Source organism: Pseudomonas sp. NPDC090208, assembly GCF_044746785.1.
In the GTDB taxonomy this organism is placed as follows: Bacteria; Pseudomonadota; Gammaproteobacteria; order Pseudomonadales; family Pseudomonadaceae; genus Aquipseudomonas.
The window spans coordinates 51,267-65,419 of sequence record NZ_JBIVCU010000003.1; the positions used below are offsets into that span (position 1 = coordinate 51,267).

Sequence of the window (14,153 nt, forward strand, 5' to 3'; positions counted from 1 at the left end):
CTCAGACCACTACCACACTCCGACCAGCGGTCGGTCAGGGAGCGCAGCGTGTACGACTTTGGTTACTGGCAGCAGCGGGCTGCCCGTCAGACTTTCCCCGACAAGGCATGGATCGGCGGTCAGCCGGTGGCCGCGTTGTCCGGCGCCACCTTCGAATCGGTCAACCCGGCCACCAACGCTGTGCTGGCGCAGATGGCTGCCTGCGACGCGGCTGATGTCGATCTGGCCGTGGCCGCCGCCCGCGACGCTTTCGAAAACGGCCACTGGGCGCGCATGGCGCCGGTCGAGCGCAAGAAAGTGTTGTTGCGCCTGGCCGAGTTGATGCTGGCCAATCGCGAAGAGCTGGCGCTGCTGGAGTCGCTGAACATGGGCAAGCCGGTAATGGACGCCCTCAATATCGACGTGCCCGGCGCGGCCCATGTGTTTGCCTGGTACGGCGAGGCGCTGGACAAACTCTACGATCAGGTCGCGCCCACCGCAGCCAATGCGGTGGCGACCATCACCCGCGAAGCCATCGGCGTCGTCGGTGCGGTGGTGCCATGGAACTTCCCGCTGGACATGGCGGCGTGGAAGCTGGCGCCAGCGCTGGCTGCCGGGAACAGTGTGGTGCTCAAGCCTGCCGAGCAGTCGTCGTTTTCAGCCTTGCGCCTGGCACAACTGGCGCAGGAAGCCGGGCTTCCCGATGGCGTGCTCAACGTGGTGACCGGACTGGGCATCACGGCCGGTCGCGCGCTGGGTCTGCACTCGGATGTGGATTGTCTGGTTTTCACCGGGTCCACCGAGGTTGGCAAATATTTCATGCAGTATTCGGCGCAGTCGAACCTCAAACAGGTGTGGCTGGAGTGCGGCGGCAAGAGTGCCAATCTGGTGTTCGACGACTGCCGTGACCTGGATCTGGCAGCGGAAAAGGCGGCTTTCGGGATCTTTTTCAATCAGGGCGAAGTCTGCTCGGCCAACTCGCGGCTGTTCGTGCAGCGCTCGATTCACGACGAGTTCGTTGAGCGTCTGATCAGCAAAGCCCGTGACTGGCTGCCCGGCGATCCGCTGAACCCGGCCAGCCGCGCCGGGGCCATCGTCGACGCCACGCAGACCGGGCGTATCGTTGCTGCCATCGCTCAAGGGAGAGAGCAGGGTGCCGAGCTGGTGGCCGGCGGACGGCAGTTGTCGTTCGACGGTTCGGACAATTTCATCGAACCGACCATCTTCACTCAGGTGCGGCCGGACTCGGCGCTGTCCTGCGAGGAGATCTTCGGCCCGGTGCTGGCGGTCACGGCGTTCGACACCGAGGACGAAGCGGTGGCGCTGGCCAATGACAGCATCTATGGCCTGGCAGCATCGGTGTGGAGCGACGACCTCAACCGCGCCCACCGGGTGGCTAAACGTCTGCGGGCCGGCACGGTATCGGTGAACACCGTCGATGCGCTGGACGTCAGCGTACCGTTTGGTGGCTTCAAACAGTCCGGGTTCGGGCGCGATCTGTCGCTGCATGCCTTCGACAAATACACCCAGCTCAAGACCACGTGGATTCAGTTGCGGTAAATGCGGTCTGGTGCCTCACGGAACCTGTGGGAGAAAGCTCTGCTTGCGAAAGTGTCAGGTCAGACGCATTGATGTCGATTGATCCATCGTATTCGCGAGCAGGGCTCCCTCCCACAAAGTATGGGGCGATCATCCCGTAGCAGTCCGGCGTCCGTGGGGGGGGGCGGCCAATAGAGAACCTGTGGGAGCGGGCTTGCCCGCGAATGCGTCCGGCCAGATACATCGATGTCGCCGGACACACCGCCTTCGCGGGCAAGCCCGCTCCCACAAAAGGATGGGGGGCGGTCACCCTGTAGCAGTCCGGCTTGCCGGCGGCAGTGATCCTGGATATGTCACCGCCGGCAAGCCGGACTGCTACGTATTTCGAGCCGCCATGAGGGCAGAGGCAAACACTAATCCCTGTGGGAGCGGGCTTGCCCGCGAAGGCGTCCGGTCAGACACATTGATGTCGATTGATCCATCGTATTCGCGAGCAGGGCTCCCTCCCACAAAAGGATGGGTGTCGATCACCCTGTAGCAGTCAGGGATATTCGAGATCAGCCATTCACCAGCTTCAACGCCGCTTCCGGGTAACGTCCGCCTGCAACAGCATTTGCAGGGAACAGGTCTTTCAGCGCCTCAAGTTCTGCGGTGCTGAGCGCCACGTCCAGTGCCGCGACGTTTTCCTCCAAGTATTTGCGCTGTTTGGTGCCGGGGATCGGAATCACGTCGTTGCCTTGGGCCAGCACCCAGGCCAGTGCCAGTTGTCCGGCGCTCACCCCCTTGTCCGCAGCCAATTGCCGGACCTTTTCGACCAGCAAAAGGTTTTTCGCGAAGTTTTCCCCTTGAAAGCGCGGACTGCTGCGGCGGTAATCGTCGGCGGCGAAATCGTCCGGGCTTTTCAGGGTGCCGGTGAGAAAACCACGGCCCAGCGGGCTGTAGGGGATGAAGGCGACGCCCAGGCGGCGGCAGGCTTCGAGTACGCCGTTTTCTTCCGGATCGCGGCTCCATAGCGAGTATTCGGTCTGCAAGGCTGCAATCGGATGCACCTTGTAGGCACGCTCCAGCGTCGCCGCCGAGGCTTCACTCAGGCCCAGATAACGCACCTTGCCGGCCTTGACCAGATCGGCCATGGCACCCACGGTTTCCTCGATGGCGATGTTCGGGTCGACGCGGTGTTGGTAGTACAGATCCAGCGTGTCGATCTTCAGGCGCTGCAAGGTGCCGTCGATGGCGGCGCGAATGTATTCAGGGCTGCCATTGACGCCGCGCGCCGCCGCGTCGCCCGGGGTGCGGACGATGCCGAACTTGCTGGCGATGAACGCCTGATCGCGTTTGCCGACCAGCGCCTTGCCCAGCAGTTCTTCGTTGGTGTGCGGGCCGTACATGTCGGCGGTGTCGAACAGGGTGATGCCCAACTCCAGCGCACGGTGAAGGGTGGCAACGGCTTCCCGGGCATCTGTGCCGGTGGTGTAGAAGTCGGTCATGCCCATGCAGCCCAGGCCTAGTGCCGAAATCCGTGGACCATTCTTGCCGAGTAGACGTGTTTGCATGATGGAAATCCCTGTGGTGTGAAGACTCACCATTGTTGCCCCTCGACAGATTCGCGATAAACCGGCTAAAACTGCTTTCACTGTTCGGATTTTCTAAATAATGAGGCTTGCAGAACGGCTATGGACAAATTCAACGCCATGCGTGCCTTCACTCGCATCGTCGAGCTGGGTGGTTTCGCCCGGGCCGCTGACAGCCTGCACATGCCACGAGCCTCGGTGACGGTGCTGATCAAACAGCTGGAAGCACATCTGGGCGTGCAACTGCTGCTGCGTACCACGCGCCAGGTCACGCTGACGCTGGACGGTCAGGCCTATTACCAACGCTGCGTCAGCCTGCTGCGTGACCTGGACGACGCCGAGTCGGTGTTCTCTTCGGTGGCGAAAGACCCGGAAGGCGTATTGCGCGTCGACATGCCGTCGGGCTTCGGTCGGTTGATTTTCATGCCAGGGCTGCCGGCGTTCACCGAGCGTTATCCGGGGCTTGAACTGGAAGTGGGCATGAACGACCGGCCAGTGGACCTGATTCGTGAAGGTTTCGATTGCGTGATACGGGGAGGGCAGCCGCTGGACCACTCGCTGGTGGCGCGGCCGCTGGCGCAGATGCGTCAGGTGGTGTGTGCCAGCCCGGCGTATCTGCAACGTTTCGGTACGCCGCGGCATATTGATGACCTGCAGCAGCACAAGGTGATCGAATACTTTTCGTCCACCTCGAACAAGCGCTACGGGCTGGCGTTCATGATCGAGGGGCAGGAAGTTGAACTCAGCCTGAGCAAATCCCTGGCGGTCAACAGTGCCGATGGCTATCTGGCGGCGTGCAGCGCCGGCTACGGTCTGGTGCAGACGCCGTATTATCACGTCGCCGAGCCGCTGCGCCGTGGCGAATTGATCGAAGTGCTGGCCGATGACGCGCAACCTTCGCTGCCGCTGACGGCGCTGTACCCGTCGCACCGGCAGATGTCGCGACGAGTGCGGGTGTTCGTCGACTGGCTGGTGAACCTGTGCTTGCACCCTGATCTGGCGGACAGGCCTGTTGCAGGCTCGATGAACTGACAACAAAATCGTTTAGAACGGTAGGTGGCTACACACTTTCGTGGTTAACTTCCGCTTTTCCCGCAACCTCAACAATAAGGACTCAGCTCATGGCTCAAGTGACTCGTAGAGGCGCTCCGGTACAAATCAGCGGCGAACTGCCAAAAGTCGGCAGCAAGGCGCCTGCCTTCAAACTGGTCGGTGGCGATCTGGCTGACGTGACGCTGGAAACCTTTGCCGGCAAGCGCAAAGTGCTGAACATTTTCCCAAGCGTCGACACCCCGACCTGCGCCACCTCCGTGCGCAAGTTCAACGCCCAGGCCAGCGCCCTGAACAACGCCGTGGTGTTGTGCATCTCGGCTGACCTGCCATTCGCTCAGGCACGTTTCTGCGGTGCCGAAGGCCTGGAATACGTGAAGAACCTGTCGACCATGCGTGGCGCAGAGTTCATGGAGAACTACGGCGTGGCAATCGCTGACGGTTCGATGGTCGGCCTGACCACTCGCGCTGTTGTCGTGCTGGACGAAAACGACAACGTTCTGCACAGCGAACTGGTTCCGGAAATCGGTCAGGAACCAAACTATGACGCCGCGCTGGCTGTGCTCAAGTAAGTTGTGACACGGCTGTCGCCCTTGATGTACGGCGATACTCGGTAATGCAGGACGGCCTGACCAGATCAGGCCGTTTTTATTTGCACGTCAGCACCTTATCCAAAGTAAGCACTAGGTAAATTGCCGGTAAAGGCCCTTTGCTTGGCACGTAACTATGCTTATTGTTCAGCCTCCCGAAGACGCTCACGCGCATATTGGTCGACTTATTCATGCAATCGCCTGCTCCCCGCAATTCTCGTCGCTGGCTTATCAGCCTGCTGGTTCTGTTGATCATCGCCGGTGTGTGCTGGCACTTCTGGCCGGGTTCGGCACAGCATGCGGACACTGCCGCGCAGAAGAGCGAGCAGCCGCACAAGGGGGCGGGCCGCAGTGGCGGGGCCGCCAGAATGGCCGGGCAGCGTCCGGGCTTCGGCGGTTCGACCGGCCCGGTACCGGTGCGTGTGGCGGCGGCGACCACGGGCGATTTCCCGATCTATTACAAGGCACTGGGCACCGTCACGGCGTTGAATACCATCAACGTGCGCAGCCGGGTGGCCGGTGAACTGGTCAAGATCAACTTCCAGGAAGGTCAGCAGATCAAGGCCGGCGACCTGTTGGCGGTGATCGACCCACGCAGTTATCAGATCGCCTTGCAGCAGGCCGAGGGCACGCTGATGCAGAACCAGGCGCTGCTGAAGAATGCGCAGATCGACGTACAGCGTTATCGGGACCTGTATAAAGAAGACAGCATCGCCAAGCAGACCCTGGACACCGCCGAATCGCTGGTCGGCCAGTATCAGGGCACGATCAAGACCAACCAGGCCGCGGTCGGCGACGCCAAACTCAATCTCGACTTCACCCAGATCCGCGCGCCGATTTCCGGGCGCATCGGCCTGCGCCAGCTGGACATCGGCAACCTCGTTGCGGCCAACGACACCACCGCGCTGGCGGTGATCACCCAGACCAAGCCGATCACGGTCAATTTCACCCTGCCGGAGAAAGACCTCGCCGAAGTCATCGCCCGTTACCGCAGCGGCGACAAGCTGCCGGTCGAGGCGTGGGACCGCGGCGACGTGAAGATGCAGGCGAAGGGCGTGCTGGCGAGCATCGACAACCAGATCGACATCACCACCGGCACCCTGAAATTCAAGGCACGGTTCGACAATGACAGCGAAACGCTGTTTCCCAACCAGTTCGTCAACGCGCGTCTGCTGGCCAACACCCTGAAAAACGTGGTGCTGATTCCGTCGGCGGCGGTGCAGTTCGGCGTCAACGGCACCTTTGTCTACGTGATGGACGGCGACAAGAAGGTGCGCATTCGCCAGCTGAAAGCCGGCCCGAGCGATGAAAACTCCACCGTCATCACCGACGGCCTGAGCGCCGGCGACCGTGTGGTGCTGGAAGGTACCGACCGCCTCAAGGACGGCAGCGACGTCGAAGTGGTCAATGACAGCAAGGACGTTCCGGTGACCCCGGGGCAGAAGTTGCAGGGCAAACCGTCGAAAGAGTCCGGTGAGTCGGCCGGCGCCGAGCCTGTGAAGAAAGGCAACGTATGAACCTGTCACGCCTGTTCATCCTGCGGCCGGTCGCCACCACGCTGAGCATGCTGGCCATCGTGCTGGCCGGCCTGATCGCCTACACCTTGCTGCCGGTGTCGGCGTTGCCTCAGGTGGATTACCCGACCATCCGGGTCATGACGCTGTACCCCGGCGCCAGCCCGCAAGTGATGACCAGCGCGGTGACCGCACCGCTGGAACGTCAGTTCGGCCAAATGCCGGGCCTGACCCAGATGGCCTCGACCAGCTCCGGCGGCGCCTCGGTGATCACCCTGCGTTTCAGCCTGGAAATCAACATGGACGTCGCCGAGCAGGAAGTGCAGGCGGCGATCAATGGCGCGACCAACCTGCTGCCCAGCGATCTGCCGGCGCCGCCGACCTACAACAAGGTCAACCCGGCCGACACGCCGGTGCTGACCCTGGCGATCACCTCGAAAACCATGCTGCTGCCCAAGCTCAATGACCTGGTCGATACGCGCATGGCGCAGAAGATCGCCCAGATCAGCGGCGTCGGTCTGGTCAGCATCGCCGGCGGCCAGCGTCAGGCGGTGCGGATCAAGGTCAACCCGGAAGCACTGGCGGCCAACGGCCTGAACCTGTCCGACGTGCGCACGCTGGTCAGCGCCTCCAACGTCAACACGCCGAAGGGCAACTTCGACGGCCCGACCCGAGTGTCGATGCTCGATGCCAACGACCAGCTCAAGTCGCCCGAGGAATACGCCAATCTGATCCTCGCCTACAACAACGGCGGACCGCTGCGCCTCAAAGACGTCGCGCAGATCGTCGACGGCGCGGAAAACGAGCGTCTGGCCGCCTGGGCCAACCAGAATCAGGCAGTGTTGCTGAACATCCAGCGTCAGCCGGGTGCCAACGTCATTGAAGTGGTCGACCGCATCAAGGCACTGCTGCCGAGCATCACCGACAACCTGCCGGCCGGGCTCGAAGTGGTGGTACTGACCGACCGCACGCAGACTATCCGTGCAGCCGTCAGCGACGTGCAGCACGAACTGCTGATCGCCATCGTGCTGGTGGTGCTGGTGACGTTCCTGTTCCTGCGCCGTTTCAGCGCCACCATCATCCCGTCGGTGGCTGTGCCGCTGTCGTTGGTGGGTACTTTCGGCGTCATGTATCTGGCCGGCTTCTCGGTGAACAACCTGACACTGATGGCGATGACCATTGCCACCGGCTTTGTGGTCGACGACGCCATCGTCATGCTGGAGAACATTTCCCGGCACCTGGAGGAGGGTGAAACCCCGCTGCAGGCCGCGCTCAAGGGCGCCAGGCAGATCGGCTTCACCCTGGTGTCGCTGACCATCTCGCTGATTGCCGTACTGATTCCATTGCTGTTCATGGCCGACGTGGTCGGCCGACTGTTTCGCGAATTTGCCATCACTCTGGCGGTGGCGATCCTGATCTCGCTGGTGGTCTCGCTGACCCTGACGCCGATGATGTGCGCGCGTCTGCTCAAGCGTGAGCCGAAAGAAGAAGAGCAGAGCAAGTTCTACCGGGCCAGCGGCGCGTGGATCGACTGGCTGATCGCCGGTTACGGCCGCAGTCTGAAATGGGTGCTGAAACACCAGCCGCTGACCCTGCTGATCGCCATCGCCACCCTGGGCATCACCGTGTTGCTGTATCTGGCGGTGCCCAAAGGCTTCTTCCCGGTGCAGGACACTGGCGTCATTCAGGGCATTACCGAAGCGCCGCAGTCGGTGTCGTTCGCGGCCATGAGCCAGCGTCAGCAAGAGCTGGCGAAGATCATCCTCGAAGATCCGGCCGTAGCCAGCCTGTCGTCCTACATCGGGGTCGACGGCGACAACGCCACGCTCAACAGCGGGCGGATGCTGATCAACCTCAAGCCCCATAACCAGCGCGACCTGACCGCGGCCCAGGTCATTCAGCGCCTGCAACCGCAGGTCGATCAACTGTCGGACATCCGCCTGTTCATGCAGCCGGTGCAGGACTTGACCATCGAAGACCGGGTCAGCCGCACCCAGTACCAGTTCAGCATGTCCTCGCCGGATGCCGACCTGCTCAGCCTGTGGAGCGGCAAGCTGGTCGATGCCCTGGCCGAGCGCCCGGAACTCACCGACGTCGCCAGCGACCTGCAGGACAAGGGCCTGCAGGTGTACCTGAACATCGACCGCGACGCGGCCAGCCGTGTCGGCGTGACCGTGGCCAATATCACCGATGCGCTGTATGACGCCTTCGGCCAGCGGCAGATTTCCACCATTTACACCCAGGCCAGCCAGTACCGCGTGGTGTTGCAGGCGGCGGCCGGCAATGACCTGGGGCCCAAGGCGCTGGAGCAGATTCACGTCAAGACCACCGACGGCGGGCAGGTCAAGCTGTCCAGTCTGGCGCGGGTCGAACAGCGTCAGGCGCAACTGGCGATTGCCCACATCGGCCAGTTCCCGGCGGTGATGATGTCGTTCAACCTCGCGCCCGGCGTGGCGCTGGGGCAGGCGGTGCAAGTCATCGAGCAGGTGCAGAAGGACATCGGCATGCCGATCGGCGTGCAGACCCAGTTCCAGGGCGCGGCCGAAGCCTTCCAGGCCTCGCTGTCGAGCACCTTGCTGCTGGTGCTGGCGGCGGTGATCACCATGTACATCGTGCTCGGTGTGCTCTACGAGAGCTACATCCACCCGATCACCATCCTCTCGACGCTGCCGTCGGCGGCCATCGGCGCCTTGCTGGCACTGATCCTGAGCGGCAACGATCTGGGCATGATCGCGATCATCGGCATCATTCTGCTGATCGGTATCGTCAAGAAGAACGCGATCATGATGATCGACTTCGCCCTCGACGCCGAACGCAACCGTGGGGTCGATCCGCAGACGGCGATCTTCGAGGCCGCGATGCTGCGTTTCCGGCCGATCCTGATGACCACCCTGGCCGCGCTGTTCGGCGCCATTCCGCTGATGTTCGCCACAGGTTCCGGCGCAGAACTGCGCCAGCCACTGGGTCTGGTGATGGTCGGCGGCCTGCTGGTCAGCCAGGTGCTGACACTGTTTACCACGCCGGTCATCTACCTGTTCTTCGATCGTCTGGGCCGCCGATTCCGTAGCGAAGGCAAAGCCGAGGTGGCGGCATGAGCAGCTACAAGTCTCAAGCTTCAAGCTGCAAGAGCGAACGCGGCGCGGCTTTTTCTTGCAGCTTGCCGCTTGGAGCTTGGAGCTGCGTCTCTTGCAGCTTGGAGCTTGCGACTTGGGGCTGCCGCCCATGAATCTGTCAGCCCCGTTTATCCGCAGGCCGGTAGCGACCCTGCTGCTGAGTCTGGCGATCATGCTGCTGGGCGGTGTCAGCTTCGGCCTGTTGCCGGTGGCGCCTCTGCCGAACATGGATTTCCCGGTGATCGTGGTCAGCGCCTCGCTGCCCGGTGCCAGCCCGGAAATCATGGCGTCCAGCGTGGCAACACCGCTGGAGCGGTCCCTCGGCACCATCGCCGGGGTCAACACCATGAGCAGCCGGTCGAGCCAGGGCAGCACGCGGGTCATTCTGCAGTTCGATCTGGATCGCGACATCAACGGTGCGGCGCGGGAAGTGCAGGCGGCCATCAACGCCTCGCGCAATCTGCTGCCCAGCGGTATGCGCAGCATGCCGACCTACAAGAAGGTCAACCCGTCCCAGGCGCCGATCATGGTGCTGTCGCTGACCTCCGATACGTTGGAGAAGGGCCAGCTGTACGACATGGCCTCGACCATCCTGTCCCAGAGCCTGTCCCAGGTGAACGGCGTCGGCGAAGTGCAGATCGGCGGCAGTTCGCTGCCGGCGGTGCGGGTCGAGCTGGAACCCAAGTTGCTCGATCAGTACGGCGTGTCGCTGGACGATGTGCGCACGACCATCTCCGGCAACAACGTGCGCCGTCCGAAAGGCTTCGTCGAAAGCCCCGAGCACAACTGGCAGGTGCAGGCCAATGACCAGCTGGAGAAGGCCAAGGACTACGAGCCGCTGATCATTCGCTACCAGAACGGTGCGGCGCTGCGCATCAAGGACGTGGCCAAGGTCAAGGACTCGGTGGAAGACCGTTACAACAGCGGCTTCTTCAACGACAAGGCGGCGGTGCTGCTGGTGATCAACCGCCAGGCCGGCGCCAACATCATCGAGACCGTGGCGGCGATCAAGGCGCAACTGCCGGCCCTGCAAGCCGTGCTGCCGGCCAGCGTCAAGCTGGACCTGGCCATGGACCGCTCGCCGGTGATCAAGGCCACCCTGCATGAAGCGGAAATGACCCTGCTGATCGCTGTGGTGCTGGTGATCCTGGTGGTGTTCCTGTTCCTCGGCAACTTCCGCGCGTCGCTGATTCCGACCCTGGCGGTGCCGGTGTCGCTGGTGGGCACCTTCGCCATCATGTATCTGTATGGCTTCTCGCTGAACAACCTGTCGCTGATGGCGCTGATTCTCGCCACCGGCCTGGTGGTGGACGACGCCATCGTGGTGCTGGAGAACATTTCCCGGCACATCGACGAGGGCGTGCCGCCCATGCAGGCGGCCTATCGCGGGGCCAAGGAAGTTGGCTTCACGCTGCTGTCGATGAACGTCTCGCTGGTGGCGGTGTTCCTCTCGATCCTGTTCATGGGCGGGTTGGTGGAAAGCCTGTTCCGCGAATTTTCCATCACTCTGTCGGTGTCGATCATCGTCTCGCTGGTGGTTTCCCTGACCCTGACCCCGATGCTGTGCGCACGCTGGCTCAAACCCCACACGCCGGGCAATGAAAACCGCCTGCAACGCTGGAGCCAGCGGGTCAACGAGCGCATGGTCGCGGTCTACGATCGTAGCCTCGGCTGGGTGTTGCGTCATCGCCGCCTGACCGTCCTGTCGCTGCTGGTGACCATCGGCGTCAACATCGCCCTGTATGTGGTGGTGCCGAAAACCTTCCTGCCGCAGCAGGACACCGGCCAGTTGATGGGCTTCGTGCGTGGTGACGACGGCCTGTCGTTCTCGGTGATGCAGCCGAAAATGGACGTGTTCCGCAACGCCATCCTCAAGGACCCGGCGGTGGAGAGCGTCGCCGGTTTCATCGGTGGCAACGGCGGCACCGGCAACGCCTTCATCATCGTGCGCCTGAAGCCGATTGCCGAGCGCAAGATCGGCGCCGAGCAGGTGGTCGAGCGGTTGCGCAAGGAAATGCCGCTGGTGCCGGGCGGGCGTCTGTTCCTGCAGCCCGACCAGGACCTGCAACTGGGTGGCGGTCGTGAACAGACCACCTCGCAGTACCAGTACATCCTGCAAAGCGGCGATCTGGAAAGCCTGCGCGAGTGGTACCCGAAAGTGGTCACGGCGCTGAAATCGTTGAAAGAACTGACCGCCATCGACGCCCGCGACGGCGGCGGCACCCAGCAGGTGACGCTGATCGTGGACCGTGACGCCGCCAAGCGCCTGGGCATCGACATGAACATGGTCACCACGGTGCTGAACAACGCCTACAGCCAGCGTCAGGTGTCGACCATCTACGACCCGCTGAACCAGTATCAGGTGGTGATGGAGGTCAATCCCAAGTACGCGCTCGATCCGGTGACCCTGGAGCAGGTGCAGGTCATCACCGCCGCCGGCGCGCGGGTGCCGTTGTCGACCATTGCCCACTATGAGCGCAGCCTGGAAGATGATCGGGTCAGCCACGACGGCCAGTTTGCCTCGGAAAACATTTCGTTCGACCTCGCCGATGGCGTCAGTCTCGATCAGGCCAACGCCGCCATCGAGCGCGCGGTGGCGGCGGTCGGCCTGCCGGAAGACGTGATCGCCAAGATGGCCGGCACCGCCGATGCCTTCGCCGCGACCCAGAAGAGCCAGCCGTGGATGATTCTCGGCGCGCTGGTGGCGGTGTATCTGGTGCTGGGCATTCTTTACGAAAGCTACATTCACCCGCTGACCATCCTCTCGACGCTGCCGTCGGCCGGGGTCGGCGCGCTGCTGAGCATCTATCTCACCGGCGGGCAGTTCAGCCTGATTTCCCTGCTGGGGCTGTTCCTGTTGATCGGCGTGGTGAAAAAGAACGCCATTCTGATGATCGACCTGGCCCTGCAACTGGAACGCGAAGGCGGCATGAGCCCGCTGGATTCGATCCGCAATGCCTGCCTGCAACGCCTGCGGCCGATCCTGATGACCACGCTGGCCGCGATCCTCGGCGCCTTGCCGTTGCTGCTGAGCAGTGCCGAGGGCGCCGAGATGCGCCGCCCGCTGGGCCTTACCATCATCGGCGGCCTGATCCTGAGCCAGATCCTTACGCTGTACACCACCCCGGTGGTTTACCTTTACCTCGACCGTCTGCGTCACCGCTTCAATGCCTGGCGCGGTGTGCAGACGGATGCTGCCCTGGAAACTCCGCTATGACCGACCGCCCGAACCTTACCGTCATGCAGCGCACGCTGCCGTTTCGGCGCACCTTCGGCATCGCGCTGTGTGCGCTGTTGCTCAACGCCTGCGCGGTCGGCCCCGATTACAAGAAGCCGGAGATGCCCACGCCTGCGCAGTTCAAGCAGGCCGAAGGCTGGACCCAGGCCAACCCCAGCGACGCCATCGCCCGGGGCGCCTGGTGGGAAATCTACGGTGACGCGCAGCTCAACGCTCTGGTGGAAAAGCTCAACACCTCCAACTTCACCATTGCCCAGTCCGAAGCGCAGTACCGCCAGGCCGAAGCGCTGGTGAAAAGCGCCCGTGGCGCGTTCTTCCCGACCCTGGACCTGAGCGCCAGCAAGAACCGTTCGAGTCAGGGCACCGGCAGCAGCAGTTCCAGCCTGAGCAGTTCCAGCAGCGGGATTCGCAACACCTACAGCACGCAACTGGGCGTCAGTTGGGAAGCCGATGTCTGGGGCAAGCTGCGCCGCGGCCTGGAAGCCGACAAGGCCAGCGCACAGGCCAGCCTCGCGGACCTGGCGTCGATTCGCCTCAGTCAGCAGTCGCTGCTGGTGCAGAACTACCTGCAATTGCGGGTGATCGACGAGCAGAAACGCCTGCTGCAAGCCACGGTCGAGACCTACGAGCGCTCGCTCAAACTGACCCAGAACCAGTACCGCGCCGGTATTTCCGGGCGCGATGCAGTCGCACAGGCGCAGACCCAACTGAAAAGCACCCAGGCCGATCTCATCGATCTGGCCTGGCAGCGCGCGCAGTACGAAAGCGCTATCGCCGTGGCGATGGGCCAGGCACCGGCGGATTTCAGCCTTGCCACCAGCACTTCGGTGCCGAGCCTGCCGCAGATTCCGGCCCAGTTGCCCTCGCAATTGCTGGAACGCCGCCCTGACATTGCCGCCGCCGAACGTTCGGTGATGGCGGCCAACGCCAATATCGGCGTGGCGAAGGCGGCGTATTACCCTGATCTGACCCTGAGCATGAACGGTGGCTACAGCAGCAGTACCATCAGCAACTGGATCAGCCTGCCGAACCGTTTCTGGTCGGTCGGTCCGCAACTGGCGATGACCCTGTTCGACGGCGGCCAGCGCTCAGCCGAGGTCGAGCGCACCGAGGCGGTGTACGACCAGACCGTGGCGCAATACCGGCAGACGGTGCTCGACGGCTTCAAGGAAGTCGAGGACTACATGGCGCAATTGCGGGTCTATGAACAAGAGGCGGCGGTGCGCAACGAGGCGCTGGATGCGGCCCGCGAATCGTTGCGTCTGACCAGTAACCAATACAAGGCCGGGTTGATTGGCTATCTTGATGTAGTCAACGTGCAGACAACGGCGTTGAGCAACGAACGCAGCGTGCTGACTCTGTTGCAGAGCAGGCTGGTGGCCAGCGTTCAGTTGATTGCTGCCTTGGGCGGTGGGTGGAACGCTGAGACCGGGCTGGTGCGGAATCCGGAGATGTCCAGACGCTAAATCCAAATGAATGGCGAAATGCCATTCTTTAGACGGAGTGACGCGACATTTTTACGGATTTCGGTAGAATCGCCAGCACATTCAGCAGGCCTA

At 62.7% G+C, this 14,153-nt stretch carries 8 protein-coding genes; 7 read left to right on the top strand and 1 reads right to left on the bottom strand.

Translation table 11 applies throughout. The features are described 5' to 3' along the window. Positions 1 to 48: 48 nt before the first annotated feature. The gene (locus ACIPL0_RS06060) at positions 49 to 1,539 is read left to right on the top strand and encodes an aldehyde dehydrogenase (protein ID WP_400595932.1); all 1,491 of its coding nucleotides are present in this window, start codon (positions 49 to 51) and stop codon (positions 1,537 to 1,539) included. Between the two features lie 536 nt (positions 1,540 to 2,075). Here ACIPL0_RS06060 and ACIPL0_RS06065 read toward each other — a convergent pair. Continuing rightward, positions 2,076 to 3,071, bottom strand: a complete 996-nt coding sequence (locus ACIPL0_RS06065; protein ID WP_400595930.1) for an aldo/keto reductase — start codon at positions 3,069 to 3,071, stop codon at positions 2,076 to 2,078. Positions 3,072 to 3,191: 120 nt separating this feature from the next. On the opposite strand from ACIPL0_RS06065, the gene ACIPL0_RS06070 reads away from it, so the two are divergent. The 6 genes from ACIPL0_RS06070 (at position 3,192) to ACIPL0_RS06095 (ending at position 14,060) form a co-directional block, all read left to right on the top strand. Then, the gene (locus ACIPL0_RS06070) at positions 3,192 to 4,121 is read left to right on the top strand and encodes a LysR family transcriptional regulator (protein ID WP_400595928.1); all 930 of its coding nucleotides are present in this window, start codon (positions 3,192 to 3,194) and stop codon (positions 4,119 to 4,121) included. Between the two features lie 89 nt (positions 4,122 to 4,210). Next, positions 4,211 to 4,711 carry a thiol peroxidase gene (gene tpx / locus ACIPL0_RS06075; protein ID WP_400595926.1) on the top strand — a complete coding sequence of 167 codons (501 nt, stop codon included), beginning with the start codon at positions 4,211 to 4,213 and terminating at the stop codon, positions 4,709 to 4,711. A 209-nt stretch (positions 4,712 to 4,920) separates the two neighbouring features. Next, on the top strand, positions 4,921 to 6,246 hold the full coding sequence (locus ACIPL0_RS06080; protein WP_400595924.1) for an MdtA/MuxA family multidrug efflux RND transporter periplasmic adaptor subunit: 1,326 nt from the start codon (positions 4,921 to 4,923) through the stop codon (positions 6,244 to 6,246). After that, positions 6,243 to 9,338 (top strand): MdtB/MuxB family multidrug efflux RND transporter permease subunit, encoded by a 3,096-nt coding sequence (locus tag ACIPL0_RS06085; protein ID WP_400595922.1) that lies wholly within the window; start codon positions 6,243 to 6,245, stop codon positions 9,336 to 9,338. The genes ACIPL0_RS06080 and ACIPL0_RS06085 overlap by 4 nt, the downstream gene beginning before the upstream one ends. Before the next feature lie 127 nt (positions 9,339 to 9,465). Continuing rightward, complete coding sequence (locus ACIPL0_RS06090) at positions 9,466 to 12,573, top strand: efflux RND transporter permease subunit (RefSeq protein ID WP_400595920.1); 3,108 nt, start codon at positions 9,466 to 9,468, stop codon at positions 12,571 to 12,573. Next, positions 12,570 to 14,060 carry an efflux transporter outer membrane subunit gene (locus tag ACIPL0_RS06095; protein ID WP_400595918.1) on the top strand — a complete coding sequence of 497 codons (1,491 nt, stop codon included), beginning with the start codon at positions 12,570 to 12,572 and terminating at the stop codon, positions 14,058 to 14,060. Before ACIPL0_RS06090 ends, ACIPL0_RS06095 begins: the two co-directional genes overlap by 4 nt. The last annotated feature ends 93 nt before the right edge of the window (positions 14,061 to 14,153 follow it).